The sequence below is a fragment of the Dysgonomonas termitidis genome, from assembly GCF_054657735.1.
Genome location: NZ_BAAHYD010000003.1, coordinates 1,184,285 through 1,200,268, shown reverse-complemented (window position 1 = coordinate 1,200,268; position 15,984 = coordinate 1,184,285). Strand labels below are relative to the sequence as shown.

Genomic DNA, 15,984 nt, shown 5'->3' with positions numbered 1-15,984 from the left:
AATATCATTTGCTAATATGCTAATATCCGAACCTGCTAATTATTTTTCATTTTTCGTTTTTCACTTTTAATTTAATAATATATGGCACAATCAAGACGTGATTTTCTGAGAAAGACAGCATTGGCCTCTCTTGGTGCCGGTCTGGCTGCCGGCTCCCCATTGAGCATATTCGCACAGAAAGGTAAAGACAAGGTTACAGGCAGCAAAGGAAAAATGAAATTCAGCTTCAGACCTTTCGACCTGCAATTGAGACATGTATTCACTATCGCTAATTTTTCACGTACAACAACCCCTGTTGTATTGACGGAGATCGAATATGACGGTATTACCGGATACGGGGAGGCCTCTCTCCCGCCCTATCTGGGAGAAACGCAGGCATCTGTTATGGACTTCCTAAAAAAAATAGACCTGAGCCAGTTTTCCAGTCCGTTCGAGCTCGATGATATACTCACCTATGTAGATAAAATAGCGGAAAACAACACGGCTGCAAAAGCATCTGTGGATATAGCCCTGCATGATCTTGTGGGTAAGATCATGGGACAACCGTGGTATAAAATATGGGGGCTGGATAAGTCGAAAGCACCGTCCACGACTTTCACTATCGGAATAGACACCGCCGATGTGGTGAAAGAGAAGACCAGGGAAGCCGCGCCGCTTTACAATATTCTGAAAGTAAAGCTGGGACGCGACAATGACAAGGAGATGATAGAAGCTATCCGTACAGTGACCGACAAGCCTATTGCCATAGACGCCAATCAGGGCTGGAAAGACAAACATCATGCACTGGATATGATATACTGGCTGAAAGAAAAAGGGATAGTAATGATAGAACAGCCGATGCCGAAATACAACCTCGACGATTCGGCCTGGATAACAGAAAGGAGTCCCCTACCCGTTTTTGCGGATGAATCTTTCCAACGGTTGAATGATGTATTGCGGCTCAAAGGCGCTTTTACGGGTGTAAATATCAAACTGATGAAATGTACGGGAATGCGGGAAGCATGGAAGATACTGACGGTAGCCCGCGCAGCCAATATGCAGGTAATGATAGGTTGTATGACGGAAACTTCCTGTGCTATTTCGGCAGCGTCCCAATTATCCCCTGCTGTGGATTGGGCAGACCTGGATGGAAACCTGTTGATAAGTAACGATATTTATAAAGGGACGACTGTTGTTGACGGGAAATTGATATTGAATGATTTGCCGGGAATAGGGATAGAGAAGTAGTATCGAACAGGAGCCAGTCATAAAAATCTCTCGCAAAGACGCAAAGGAAGTATTTATCATTTAAGAAAAAATTTATCTATATACTAGAATTGAATAGCCTGAACAATTGCATTTTAGACATAAAAAGTAACATCTGAATAAAATTGAAAAATGTGTTACTTTTGTTACTTTTTTATTTAAACACAAAGTAAAAAAGTAACAATGAAAAACAATACAAAAGTGTCAAGTTTGTCAAGTTTTGTGAGTGTACCGGTAAACACTGCTAACTGATGACTGTTAACTGTTCACTATAAAAGCTGTTACTTCTGTTACTTTTTAACTATAAATAGTTAACGAAACAAAAAAAAAGATCTATGAAACACTTATATCTTATAATAATCACACTGGCAATATGGGGATGCAACACCCAACAACCCAAGCCTGTGAGTCTGGAGCAGATAGATACGGAAGAAAAGGCCGGAAATTTTACGAAAGCTTCTTACCTGATCGACCTTTATATTGCTGAGAATAGACCTTCTGCCGATACAATCTATGACCTCAACTGGAGAAAGGATAAGATGCATCGCATAGCTCTGGACTTCAACAAGGACAAAGAACCGGTAATGGAATACATCAAAAAATACTATCCTGATGTAAGTGATGATATGTTAGCCAAATGGGAAGCAGATAAATCTCTGGAATATATGGTTATAGACGGTCAGAAGAGATACTTTAGCCGTGGAGCCAGCAACCTGTTCCGGCTGGATAAAGATGCTATCGCAAAGAAAAAGGAAATAGATAAACCGGGGACAGACGCAAAGGAAGAAACTCTGAAAGTACATCTGCCGGAAATAGTATCTGTATTGGGAAAAACAGGAAAAACCCAAATGCCTCCCGTTGCAATGAGAGTAAAATATGAAGTGACGCTGAAACCGAATGCAGTACCCGAAGGTGAAGTTGTAAGATGCTGGCTTCCGTACCCGAGAGAGGATGAGCGCAGACAATCGGAAATAAAATTGTTGTCGGTAAATGACGATAATTATATTATATCCCCGTCTGAATATGCACACCGCACATTATACATGGAGAAAGTTGCGAAGAAAGACGAGCCTCTGAAGTTTGAGATGGAATTCTCTTATAAATCGGCGGCAGAATGGTTCAATCTTGAGGGCAAAGAGATCAAGCCATATAATACAAATAGCGACCTGTACAAGACATATACTTCCGAACGGGCTCCCCATATCGTTTTCAGCGATTCTATCAAAGCCATATCGGAACGTATCATCGGCATCGAAACAGATCCTTATCAGAAGATGAAAAAGATATTCACATGGGTAGATGAAAATTTCCCTTGGGCAGGCGCACGGGAATACTCGACAATAGACAATATCCCGGCCTATGTACTGGCAAACAATCATGGCGACTGCGGACAGGTAACATTGTTGTTCATAACGCTGGCACGCTATAATGGCATTCCTGCACGCTGGCAAAGCGGATTTATGATGCATCCGGACGGACTGAACCTGCACGACTGGAGCGAATTCTATATAGAAGGTACCGGCTGGATACCGATGGACCAGTCATTCGGTATCAACAGGTTTACAGATGATGAAAAAGTCAGGTACATATATTCTAACGGGATGGACGCGTACCGCTGGATAGTCAATAACGATTATTCCCGGCCTCTGTTCCCCGAAAAGATTTACCCTCGAAGCGAAACGGTGGATTTTCAGCGCGGAGAGTTGGAATGGAAGGGTGGAAACTTATACTTTGATAAATGGAACTGGGACTTTGATGTCACATATACTAATAACTAACCGGAAGGTTATTCACTGAAACTAACATTTTTTAGGGTTCTCACAGAAAAGGCTTTAGCCATATACCCGTACAGGTCAGACTAAAGCCTTTCTATCTAGTCGTTCTTTGACATATTATTTAATTTTCACAGCGTCACTCCCGACTTAAAGATGGCTATTTCCTTAAAGCCGGTCTCTTCATGTTTCAGATGCCTGCCATCACAAACTTCGACCGTAAAGTTGATAAAATCATTCAGAACGGTTTCCATACTCCTGCCTTCGAGCAAAGCTCCGGCATTGAAGTCTATCCAGTTCTGCTTGAAATTATATAGCTTACTATTGGTAGATATTTTCATTGTGGGAACAAAAGCGCCGAACGGTGTTCCACGGCCTGTTGTAAACAGTACGATCTGACAACCGGACATAGCCAGCGCCGATGCGGCAACAAGGTCGTTACCCGGTGCATTAAGCAGGTTAAGGCCATGTTTTACTACCGGCTGGCCATAATCCAGCACATCCACGACTTCCGAATTGCCACCTTTTTGGGTACAACCAAGTGATTTATCTTCAAGGGTAGTGATGCCCCCGGCTTTATTACCCGGTGACGGATTTTCATATATCGGCTGGTCGAACTTGCGGAAATAATGCTTAAAGTTATTGATTAACAACACCGTATCGTTAAATACCTTTTCAGTTTCAGCTCTGTTCATCAGGATAGTTTCGGCCCCGAACATTTCGGGAACTTCGGTAAGGATGCTTGTTCCTCCCTGTGCTATCAGCCAGTCGGAGAACTGCCCTACCAACGGATTAGCTGTAATGCCGGAAAAGCCGTCGCTACCGCCGCACTTCAATCCTACTTTCAGTTTCGACAATGGAAGCGGTTCGCGTTTATCGTTACGCATACTTTCCACCAGTTCCTTCATCAGCTGAAAGCCTGTTTCTATTTCGTCCTGTACCTCCTGTGCAATAAGGAATTTAACCCGCTTATCGTCCCATTCGCCCATTACTTTTTTGAAGTCTTTCTGCTGATTGTTTTCACAACCGAGGCTCATGACCAATACGCCGCCTGCATTAGGATGTTTGGCCAGTGCCGCCAATGCTTTCTGTGTGTTGACATGATCATCGCCAAGCTGGGAACAGCCGTAATTATGGGTATAGACACGTATATCGTCTATATGGGAAACATCCAGTTCGTTTTTTATACGGTTGATGATAGCCTGCGCCTGTCCGTTGACACAACCTACGGTAGGAACTATCCACAGTTCGTTGCGGATACCCATTTCGCCATTGTAGCGCAGATAACCGTTTATTGTAAGGCCGCTCTTCTTTATATCCAGCTTCGGATGGACCGGAACATAGGTATACTGAAGGTCGTCATGCAAATTGGTCTTCACATTCTGGGTATGTACATGTTCACCGATATGGATACCAGTTGTAGCATGCCCTATCGGGTAACCGTATTTGATAACGTCTTCGTTTTCCTTTATTTCGTCTATTGCGAATTTATGGCCTGTAGGGACAGCATTCTTGATGGTGACTTTTTTGCCGTCTATATCCAGAATATCACCTTCATTCAGGTCTTCTATAGCCACGCAGACATTATCCGTAGGGGCTATTTTAAGATATTTATTCATTTCTGTTTTCTCCTTCTTTTTCTATTGATAGTCGATACTTTTTCAGTAGACTTTGACTTTGCCGAATATAGTTTGCCGCATTACACCAATCTGCTCCTGACAGATGCCCGCATGTCCATATATTCCTCATCCGATAAATAAACCTTTTGGGGATTCATCGTAAAAGTAGAACCAAAATCCGGGCCATCCGTATATTTAGGCACCAGGTGTATATGCAGGTGCGGCAATTTGTCAGAGTAAGCGCCGTAATTGATTTTAACAGGGGTAAATATATCTTTCAATGCCTTTGCAACCTTATTTACATCCTGCATATATGACAAAAGGGCATCGTTATCCAATTCATAAAGTTCCTTTGCGTGATCTTTATAAGCGACGATACAACGGCCTCTATATGTTTGCTCCCTGAAAAGATACACGGTGGAGACATTCAGCTTACAAATCTCGATCATCAGATCGTGTTGTATCTGATTCTTATTACAGTATAAACAATCGTTATTCATAATCATTCAATTACATTAGTCGTTTTGCATTAGAGACTGTAATGCAGCCAACATGCCTTTATTCAAGATCAGCTCCACATCTTTAGATACTTCATCTATAAATTGAGGCACTACCGAGAAGTTTTCCTTCCACATTTCCTTATTGTCCACAATGGCTGTTACCCATCCTTTGATATTACCCTTATCAAAAGTCTTCTGTATAAATTCGATAAACTCAGGGGTATCATTCGGCGTAAAGTTCTTTGCATCTGATTGGCCGGTATAAAGCACCAGCAGGGCAGCAAAAGAGAATGTAGTCAGTTTTGCATTCTTATTCAGCTTCTTACAACAGTCATATACAGTAGGATAATCCCGCGTCTCCCATTTGGAGATGGAGTTTAAAGAGATATCTTTCAGATAGTGTTTCAGATACGGGTTGTAGAAGCGTTCCAGGATTTTGGCGGCAAAGGCTTTCAGTTCCTCCGGATCTTCATCGATACATGGCAATACCTCTTCGGCCACCATCTTATTGATATATTTCTCTACTTCGGGAGTATTGAAAGCATCCATCACCGTTTCGCAACCGAGCTGGAGAGCCACAGGCACCATAGCTGTATGGGAGCCGTTAAGGATACGTACTTTCTTGGCGCGGAAAGCTTTGATATCATCCATGAAAAGAACATTCAGTCCGGCTTTGTCTAACGGGAATTTCTCTTTAATAATGCTGTCGCCGCCGATGGCCCATACATGAAAATATTCACCTTTCACGACAAGGTTATCATCGAAGCCTATCTCAGCCTTGATTTCATTGATATTCTCACGAGGAAAACCCGGTACAATGCGGTCTACCAATGTATCATAAAAATGGCATGCGGTATTTACCCAATCTATGAATCCGGCTTCCAGATTATTGAACCTGGCGTGTTTAAGTACATATTCGCGAAGTGTGGAGCCGTTGTCTTCGATCAGTTCGCAGCAGATAATAAGAAGGCCTTTATCTTTGGCGCCATTGAATTTTTTATATCGTTTATGCAATAAGGCAGTCATTTTAGCAGGGAACGATTTCGGAGGCTCTGCCGTAAGGTCGTCACCTTCTTCGTAACGGATACCGGCTTCGGTAGTGTTGGAGATAATCATTTCAAGTCCCTCGCTCAAAAATAGCTTTTCGTATTCAGCATACTGGCTGTAAGGATTCATAATATCCATAATGCTTTTTACCAAAGCAACTTCTTTTACAGGCTTCTTGTCTTTAATACCTTCGAGGTAAACATGGTACATACTGTCCTGATCTTTGAACATCTTTACCATATTTTCACCACCGCCTATCGGCTGTACGGCGATGATGCCATGATTCATTACACCTGCGTTGTTTGCCTTGTCGATCATCCAGTCTACAAAGGCCCGAAGGAAGTTCCCTTCGCCGAACTGAAGGATTTTTACCGGTAAGTCTTTTTTTTCTACTGTTGTTTTATTAAGTGACTTCATGATATAAGTTGTTATTATAGTTGATTCTTAATTCTTAATAGCATATGTTATCGGATTATTTAAGCGGTTCAGGACTTCATCTATACATTTCATAAAATCGTCTTTGGTGACAACCGGCTCTTTGTCCAGTTCCCATGTAGGCATAAAATAATATTCCACATAGCCGTTCTCGGGTTCAAGTACCAACACATGGTTCAGTTCATCGCCTGTTATCTCTTTAATTTGCCGTGTGTGCGCAAACACAACAAGACCCTGCATATCGTTATTCAGGCTTTGCTTACCAAAAGTAGCTATGTAAGACCATTCACTGTCCTTACTATTGCTAAGGATCAGCTCTGCGTCTTTTATTTTGATAATTCCCGTTGCAATATTAACCTTTTTGTCCACAAGCAACTCCATGCGTGAAGCCCGGCTACCTGCATCGATGGATATGAGAGAAGTAAGGTCACATTTTTCGCCGTTGGCATCCCATCCGTAATAAATTGTTTTCACCTGCGACCGTATTTTACCGTCGGCAGGAATAAGGCAGGTCATACTGTCTTTCTTTTCTACACGGACAGCTTTTTGTCCGTCCCATACAGCGATAGTTCCAATTCCCAGAGCAGTTCCCACTTTCATATTATCCATTCCCCAGTCCGCCATATTGTGATAGTTATCGAAACCATCGACCCCTACAGCAGGAAGGACAATATCTGAGGTCTTTTTACCGAATACGTCAATCGCATTACGGTTATCCAGATAGAAGCGAAAAGCGGCTTTATCGCTCTCCCAACCCGGGCCCTCGTATTTGATATAATAGGAATGATCCCTGAATGTTCCGGGCAGACTTATATAATTAGGCTTCACCCACGAGTAACCACCTACATATTTATGTCCTTCGAAGTGCCCGCCTATTTTGTGCGATAATTCCGCATAACTGCGTTTAGGATAAGCATCGGCCGCACCCGGCCGTACCGAGATAACAATTTCACTATTAGCATTGATTTTATTTACAGGCAGTATTGCCAGTTGCCGCCCTTTTGCATCAGTAATTATTTCAATGGGAACCTCTGTATTATTTACGGTCGCCATATAATTTCCTAAAGAGAGATCCAGTTCATGTACCGGGATCTCCAAAGTATAATCAACAACCGCCTGTCCCGAATTATTCTTCACGGAAATGCTTTGCGCCGACAAGAAAACGTTTATCTGTAAGAATAGAAACAGAGAAATAAAAAATAACTTTTTATACATAATAGAATAATTGTTCATTGGTCTTTTTTTTAAGGTTAGGAATTTTTATAAACTGTGTAAAAGTAAACATTATTCTGCTCCTATAGCAAATATAGGAGTAACGAATCAGATACAAAGGGGTATTTTTGACTTAATTAGTTTCACCCCGTATATTTACATTACTATGAACGATTTTTCAGGTTCTTATACTCGCTGGGAGTCATTCCATAAACATTTTTGAAACACTGCGTAAAGTATTTGGTATCTGATATACCTATCATAAATGAAACCTCTTTTATCGTATATTGCTGCGTCCCTATCAGCTTAGCCGCATGTTTTATTTTTATATCACGGATGAACCCGATAGGTGAAAGCCCTGTAAGGCTTTTCAATTTCTTGAAAAATACGGTCCGGCTCATGGCAATGGCATTTGCAAGGTCATCTACCACAAAATCACTATTATCAATATTCTCTTCTACCACCTCTTTTATTTTCCTGATGAATAATTCATCCTGAGCTGTGATTTTATGTTCGGGTTCTTCCTTTTTCTCAGGTACGGTGACATTCAAGGGCCTGCCCGCAGAATAAACGTCGTAAAGCCGCTTACGCTGACGAATGATATTTTCAATCCTTGCCCTCAGATATTTAACACTGAACGGCTTGGTTATATAATCATCAGCGCCGTAATCGAGACTATCCAGTTTACTTTCCATATCGGTCTTTGCTGTAAGCAGGATAACAGGGATATGGCTGATTTCGACAGTAGAGCGTATTTTTTGTAATAGTTCTGTCCCATCCATTTCCGGCATCATAATATCGCTCACTATAAAATCGGGAACATTTTCCATGGCCTTATCATATCCTTCTTTTCCGTCCGAAGCATCCAAAACATTATAATAAGGCTCTAATATAGTAACAATAAAGCGCCTCAAATCGGAATCATCTTCCACTACCAGTATAGTCTCTTTCGGGCTATCCGGTTCCCGGTCCTGATCCTGATTCCCGGACTCATTCCCGCCCATCTTCTCTTCCGCAACGATATTTGTATCCGTTTTATCCGCATCGGAATCTTTAGATGCGAATGAGAATATAACATTTGTATCGTCTTTCAGGTGTTCGATCCCCATCGGGAACAGTACGGTAAAGGATGAACCCTCATTTTCTTCACTATCAACGATGATCTTTGCATGATGTTTGTCCGCTACTTCTTTGACTATAGACAGACCAATGCCTGTACTCGGCTTATTCTTATCCTTATTAAACGAGGCAAAGCGGGTAAACAACTTATTCAATACATCTTTTGTCATGCCTTTTCCTTCATCTTTTACCTGAATAGCAATAGTATTATCTTTCTTATTGCTAATAACATTTACCTCTATTGTTTTATCGTCGGACGTGTATTTAAATGCATTGGAAAGCAGATTGAATATCAGTTTTTCCACATTATCCCGGTCTATCCAGATTTTATCGTCACCGGCCCGGTTATTAAACTCAAGCTTTATGTTCTGGTACTCAGCCGCCTTTGAGAAATTGTTACAAATGTCGGATACATAATCGCCAAACTGTGTTTCCTGAATATTCAGCTTCATTTTTTGTATTTTCCTGAAATCCAATATCTGATTCACCATACGCAACATCCGGTTAGAATTTTTCAATACCAGTTGCAACTGGGATTTTATATCTCCCGGCGTTTTTTCATTTTCTATAATATTTTCCACAGGTGATACGATCATAGTCAACGGGGTTCGTATCTCATGTGAAATATCGGTAAAGAAACGGGTTTTCATTTCGGTTTCTTCGTGCTCCAGCTTCACTTTATCCCGCAAACGGTAGAATATGAACAGGGTGCGTAATATGGCATACAATATAGCTGTAATAAGAACTACATATAGTAAATAAGCCCAACCTGTCTGCCAGAAAGAAGGGGTTATTTCTATATTTAATATATGTTCGTTATCCATCCAAATGCCGTCGCTATTTGTGGATTTTACCCGGAAAGTATAGCTGCCGGGCGACAGGTTTGTATAATTAGCTATCCGTTGTTTGGAAGTAATAATCCAGTCCTGATCGAAGCCTTCCAGCTTGTATGCATAATTTATCCTTCTGGGATCTATATAATCGAGAGCGACAAATTCTATACTGATAAAGTTTTGCTTATGGTTCAGCTTTATATGATCCAGATCGTCTATATTCGCTTTCAAAGGAGAATCCTCCCCGATAGTAACATCTTTATTTGCAATCTGGAATTTTGTTAATGCAACATATGGTGTAAATGTACTTTTATTAATATTCTCCGGATCGACGGACAATACGCCTTTCGAATAACCTACATATACGATTCCCGACCGGGCTGTACACCTGGCCCCTTCCGAAAAATTCTGCCCTTCTATCTGCCTGTTTATCTCACTATAGGTTTCGAATGATTTCTTTTCCGGATCGAACTTGGTGAGATTACCTTCCGATGTCACCCAGAGATTCCCTTTCTTATCTTCTGTAAGAGTCAGTACGACATCCGAGGGCAACCCATCCTTGATAGTATATGACAGAAACTTAAGAGGAAAACCATTTCCATCTACAGCTTTGATCTCATTAACCCCGCCACCGAAAGTCGCGATATAAGTTTCCCCTTTCCGGGTTGTATAAATATCGTAGACATCGTTCTCACTAAGGCTCTCGTTATCTCCAGGCACGCGCGTATAAGACTTGTAGTCAATATCGCTTACCGAACTGAATCCAGAAGAAAACATGATAAGCCCCAAGGTCGTGCCTATGCAAATATTCCCGTACTTATCACTATTCATGGCTCTAATCTGCGACCCATACTGGAACGGATAATTTTTCAGTTCATTCCTATGACTTAAGAACCGGCCATTACTTTCATCCAGCAGATTGAGCCCTCCGCCATATGTGCCTACCCATATCCTCTTTTTATTGTCCTGGAATATGGCATATACACTATTGTTACTCAAACTGTATATATCGTTTTCGGAATACTTGTATTGTACTATTTTATATATACCGTTTACTAAAGTAAGCTTATACACACCTTCTCCTTTTGTTCCTATCCAGATATTCTTATCTGTATCTTCCATCATGCAATATGTGACTCCTTCAAGGGGCCGGCCATACTCTATTCTTCCGTTGCTGCATATATACCCCAACTGTGCCAGTGACGGATCATAGACAAATATCTTACCTCCTTTTGTCGATACCCACAGCTTCCGGTCAGTATCTTCAAAAATACTGCGGATATCATTATTTATCGTAGAATGAATATTCGGGTCGACTACAATTGTCTTAAATACTCCATCGTTAAATATCACTTTATCCAACCCATGAGAACGTGTACTGAGCCATAGATTTCCCTGCTTATCCGAGAATGCTGTATGCATCATATTCGAAAACTTCCACGATGGAGAGTACGGCTCGTTAAAGAATGGGATCAGACTATCATTTTGAGGGTCATACCAGGAAAAGCCCCCACCCCGGGGATGCACCCATAAACGGTTTTCCTTATCTTCGAAAATGAAGAAATTAGCCGGGAAGACATTCGAAACCACGCTCTCTATTTTCATCCGGAAGTGTTGCATAACCCCTGTGCCGGGATTGAATTTGGAAACTCCGGCCTGATCCGATTCAAACCATATGTTCTTCGATTTATCAATATAGCAGGATACAATATAATTAGTGGGTATGCCTGTTAAATCCGACATATCATATTTCCTCAGATCCTTAGATGTACGGTCATAAACAAAGAAGCCATCGCTCCTCGTTGTCATTAATATCCGGCTACCATCAATAGGTTGAATATGACTGATATATGAATCCGTACCGGTCTGTAATAAATCCGACTGGCCATTACCTTTATTATAAATCCATATTTTACCTCTATCTGATCCGAACCAGAGTCTGTCACCCGATTCCATCACAGAATAAAAATTCTGTGCAGGCTTGGATTCTATATATGTCTTATCCGAAAAGAAACTGGTTATTTTACCATCTTCAGACAGGAGATAAAGGCCATTATCTGTAAGTATCCAGCTATTCAGGTCTGTATCTTCATATACCTCATATATTCCGTTACTATTCAGTTTTCCATTCTCCTTATTCAGAGTTTCTATGGCAAATGTTGAGTCGGTAACACATACACAGCCCATATTATCTGACAACAGCCAGACTTTACCCGACCGCATTGTTTTTATCTTGGTAGCAATGAAAGTGAGATTTTCATACCCTTTTAGCGACCTTATACCCATGAATGTCTCGGTATGGGGGTCAAACCGGTGCGGCTCCCGGTCGTAAGGCAGCGTCCAGATATACCCGTATTTGTCTTCGTATATATTATCTATACGGTTACTGCGCATATGATATTTGTCCCCCTGCTGGATTCTGTATGTATAAAAATTATATCCATCGAAACGGCAAAGCCCGTTCCATGTAGAAAACCACATAAAGCCCTTCTTATCTTGCAGGATACTCATTATGGTATGCTGTGGTAATCCGTCTTCCGGCCCGTAATGTTCGAAAAAACATTTTTGTTGAGCATAAGAAGATAAAGCAACATACAGAACGAATAAAAAACAATAGAAACGATTCAAATTCATGGTACCAACAGGTTTTGTACAAATATAAGCAGTTTTAAATAAAATGCTGTAAGATACGGGGGCAAGTCAATTCACCCCCCTTAAAAAAATATTTTACCACCCCTCCGCTCCGGAAATGATATATACATTGCATTCGAAATCTAATAACATCTTTTAAATAAAACCCAAAGTATTTTTTAATGACTAAAAAACATCCAAACTATCTATTACCGTAAAGAAAAATATAACTGAATTTAATAAGAAAAATCTGGACTGACAAAACGACCTCATCCTTTCGGATACAATTTTTAAAGAAATACAAATCATAAATCTAAACAACCATGCAAAAGACAATCAAAAGAATTTTGTCTCTTATCTGTATCTCAATGTTTCTGTTATGCGGACAAACCGTATATGCCCAGCAACGTGAGATAAAAGGGACAGTAACCGATACTCAGGGTGATCCTCTGGTTGGTGTTACAGTTTCAATCAAAGGTACGACCAAAGGTACAATGACCGATATCGATGGTAAGTACACACTTTCTGTCAGCAATGCTGACAAAACCCTTTTGGCTTCATATATCGGTATGAAACCGAATGAAAAACCAATTACAGGAAATATAATCGACTTTGTAATGGAAGACCTTAGTTCCGAACTGGATGAGGTGGTAGTAATCGGATATGGAACAGTTGCAAAAAAAGACCTGACAGGTTCCGTAGCTTCCATTGGGTCCAAAGATATCGGCTCTATTCCTGTATCCAGTGCTGTTGAAGCTATGACCGGCAGACTGGCGGGAGTAAATATCACTACCACTGAAGGCTCTCCCGACGCAGATATAAAAATCCGGGTGCGGGGTGGAGGCTCACTTTCTCAGGACAATTCTCCACTATATATTGTTGACGGATTCCAGGTTTCAAGCATCAGCGATATTGCACCCACTGAAATACAGAGCATCGATGTATTGAAAGATGCCTCTTCTACAGCCATATACGGTGCACGCGGCGCAAATGGTGTAATCATCATTACAACTAAAAGTGGCCAAGAAGGAAAAACCAGAGTCGACTTCGGAGCATATTTCGGTATAAGAAAAGTCGCTAAAATGACTAAAGTGATGAGTCCGTATGACTTTGCTTACTACCAGCACGAATTAGGCAATACCGACTATGGAAATTTTCAGGATCTGGAAATCTGTAGAAGGAAACGATTTTCAGGATGAAATTTTCGGACGCACCGGCAACCAGACACAATATAATGTAAATGTAAGCGGTGGTACCAAAGATATAAAGTACAGCGTAAGTTATGCCCATAACGAAGAAAAAAGCATCATGTTGGGCTCCGGCTTCAAGAAGGATAATATTAATGCAAAAATCAATACTAACCTGAACCAATGGTTGAGCCTGGACTTCAATGGACGCTTGAGTTATACATCTGTAGATGGCCTGAGTGGAGGTGCTGATACGAACGAATCGAATGCAGCTAATTCTATCGTTGCCAATTCGGCCCGTTTCCGTCCTGTTAATCCAATATCCAGTAATACGGACGATGAAGAAAACAATACCTCATCCCAGAAAAATCCATTGGAACGTTCACTGGCTACATACAAAAGACGTAGCACATTCAACCAGAATTACAATGCGGGATTGAACTGGAAGCCTACAAAGGAACTTACTTTCCGTTCCGAATTTGGTTATGGCTGGAAATATGATGATACAGACCAAATCTGGTCTGCCGATGCTGTTCAAAACTCAAAACTGAAATATGACGGGCAACCTCAGGCTATATTGTTAAGAACTACAACCAAGAACTGGCGGAATGCAAATACAGTGACTTACGATAATAAGAAAATGTTTGACGGACGCGACCACCTGAATATATTATTAGGGCATGAAGTCTCCAGCAGCCAGGCAAAATCAGTTGAAAACACATCTGTGGAATTCCCTACTTCTATGACTATTGCCGAAGTGAAGGCTAACATGTCGGCGGGATCTCCTCTACCTACAATCACGACAATAGGAGCAAAAGAGAATATGTTATCTTTCTTTGGCCGGGTAAATTATACAATGCTGGGTAAATATTTATTCACCGCGACAATGCGGGCCGATGGCTCCAGTAAGTTTGCCCAAGGTAACCAATGGGGTGTTTTCCCTTCTGCAGCACTGGCTTGGCGGATGTCTGACGAAGAATTCATGAGTAGTACCAATAGTTGGTTATCGAATATGAAGTTCCGTCTGAGTTTTGGTACTGCAGGTAATAACCGTATTAAGTCAGGTTTGACAAGTACCACTTATTCTATGGCCAGCAATACATCAAAAGCCCCTTTCTTTAATGACAACCGCACCAGTATGCTGGAGGCAGGCAAAACTCTATACAATCCGGACCTGAAATGGGAAACAACTGTTACCCGTAACTTCGGTATAGATTATGGCTTCCTGAACAATCGTATTTCCGGTACTTTAGACTTATACTGGAATACAACCAGGGATTTGCTGATGCAAACGGTAATCCCGTCAAATACCGGCAACGACAATCAATTCCAGAATTTTGGACAGACATCGAACAAGGGCATCGAACTAGCAATGAATGCCGTACTGGTAGATCAAAAAAATTTCAATCTGAACTTTAACTTCAACATATCTTACAACAGGAGTAAAATTGACAAGCTACCTATAGAAAGTTCGTGGCAAAGCAGTAGCTGGGCAGGCAGCACTCTTTACAAATACGAAGATTTCCGTGTGGAAGAGGGTGGACGCCTCGGTGAAATCTGGGGTTATAAGACCAATGGATACTTTACGGCATACGACCCGAATACTAATCCCAACGGCGAATTGGTATTGAATGGTACAAACTGGGTATTGAGAGATGGTATTGTTGACAACAGTAAAACCTTTACCGGAGGTAACTACTATCCAGGTGCATTAAAAGTCGAATGTGACGAAAACGGAGAACCTCTCAAACAGAGATTGGGTAACACCATAGCTCCTGTTACAGGTGGTTTTGGGTTCAACGGTAATATAGGCAATTTCGATTTCAACGTATTCTGTAACTATTCCATTGGAAACAAAATCATAAATGGGAACAAACTGGCATTGGCTTTCAACACAGGATCTGCGAAAGGTTATAACCTCAATAACGATTTTGCGATAAGCAACCGTTATACATGGATTGACCCCGTAACAGGGATGAATCTTGGTAAAATAAGCAATTCTACGATATCTTATTATGGAAGTGCCGATGCTGTGGCTGCACGCCTGAATGAAATAAATGCAGGAGCCAGTATATACAACCCGGCTGCTGTTACCAATATGCAATTGATAGATTATGCCGTAGAAAATGCCTCGTTCCTGCGTATAAACAATGTGACTATAGGCTATAACTTTCCTAAGACATGGGTAAAAAAAGCCTTTATACAAGATGTAAGAATCTATCTAACAGGCTACAATCTGCTGTGTATCACAGATTATTCAGGATCTGACCCTGAAGTGGACACCAGTAGCAAGAAAAACCCTATGACCCCGGGTGTTGACTATGCCTCATATCCGAAAAGCCGTTCTTTTGTAGCCGGTATAAATGTATCATTCTAATTTCTAA

The 15,984-nt window shown here is 41.2% G+C and carries 7 protein-coding genes and 1 pseudogene; 3 read left to right on the top strand and 5 right to left on the bottom strand.

Features of this window, described 5'->3' with window-relative positions:
- The first annotated feature begins 81 nt into the window (after positions 1 to 81).
- Positions 82 to 1,227, top strand: coding sequence for a dipeptide epimerase (locus ACYQ3L_RS25805; RefSeq protein ID WP_379993540.1), 1,146 nt, complete (start codon positions 82 to 84; stop codon positions 1,225 to 1,227).
- Between the two features lie 353 nt (positions 1,228 to 1,580).
- Positions 1,581 to 3,023 (top strand): transglutaminase-like domain-containing protein, encoded by a 1,443-nt coding sequence (locus ACYQ3L_RS25800; RefSeq protein WP_379993541.1) that lies wholly within the window; start codon positions 1,581 to 1,583, stop codon positions 3,021 to 3,023.
- Between the two features lie 125 nt (positions 3,024 to 3,148).
- Here ACYQ3L_RS25800 and ACYQ3L_RS25795 read toward each other — a convergent pair whose 3' ends face one another.
- From ACYQ3L_RS25795 to ACYQ3L_RS25775, 5 genes are all read right to left on the bottom strand, one after another.
- Positions 3,149 to 4,636 carry a UxaA family hydrolase gene (locus ACYQ3L_RS25795; RefSeq protein ID WP_379993542.1) on the bottom strand — a complete coding sequence of 496 codons (1,488 nt, stop codon included), beginning with the start codon at positions 4,634 to 4,636 and terminating at the stop codon, positions 3,149 to 3,151.
- An 80-nt stretch (positions 4,637 to 4,716) separates the two neighbouring features.
- Positions 4,717 to 5,136 carry an HIT family protein gene (locus ACYQ3L_RS25790; protein ID WP_379993543.1) on the bottom strand — a complete coding sequence of 140 codons (420 nt, stop codon included), beginning with the start codon at positions 5,134 to 5,136 and terminating at the stop codon, positions 4,717 to 4,719.
- A gap of 15 nt (positions 5,137 to 5,151) precedes the next feature.
- Complete coding sequence (locus ACYQ3L_RS25785; protein ID WP_379993544.1) at positions 5,152 to 6,600, bottom strand: tagaturonate reductase; 1,449 nt, start codon at positions 6,598 to 6,600, stop codon at positions 5,152 to 5,154.
- Between the two features lie 27 nt (positions 6,601 to 6,627).
- Positions 6,628 to 7,851 (bottom strand): DUF4861 family protein, encoded by a 1,224-nt coding sequence (locus ACYQ3L_RS25780; RefSeq protein ID WP_379993545.1) that lies wholly within the window; start codon positions 7,849 to 7,851, stop codon positions 6,628 to 6,630.
- A gap of 143 nt (positions 7,852 to 7,994) precedes the next feature.
- Positions 7,995 to 12,416, bottom strand: a complete 4,422-nt coding sequence (locus ACYQ3L_RS25775) for a hybrid sensor histidine kinase/response regulator transcription factor (protein WP_379993546.1) — start codon at positions 12,414 to 12,416, stop codon at positions 7,995 to 7,997.
- A 320-nt stretch (positions 12,417 to 12,736) separates the two neighbouring features.
- On the opposite strand from ACYQ3L_RS25775, the pseudogene ACYQ3L_RS25770 reads away from it, so the two are divergent.
- A pseudogene (locus ACYQ3L_RS25770) lies at positions 12,737 to 15,977 on the top strand (SusC/RagA family TonB-linked outer membrane protein).
- The last annotated feature ends 7 nt before the right edge of the window (positions 15,978 to 15,984 follow it).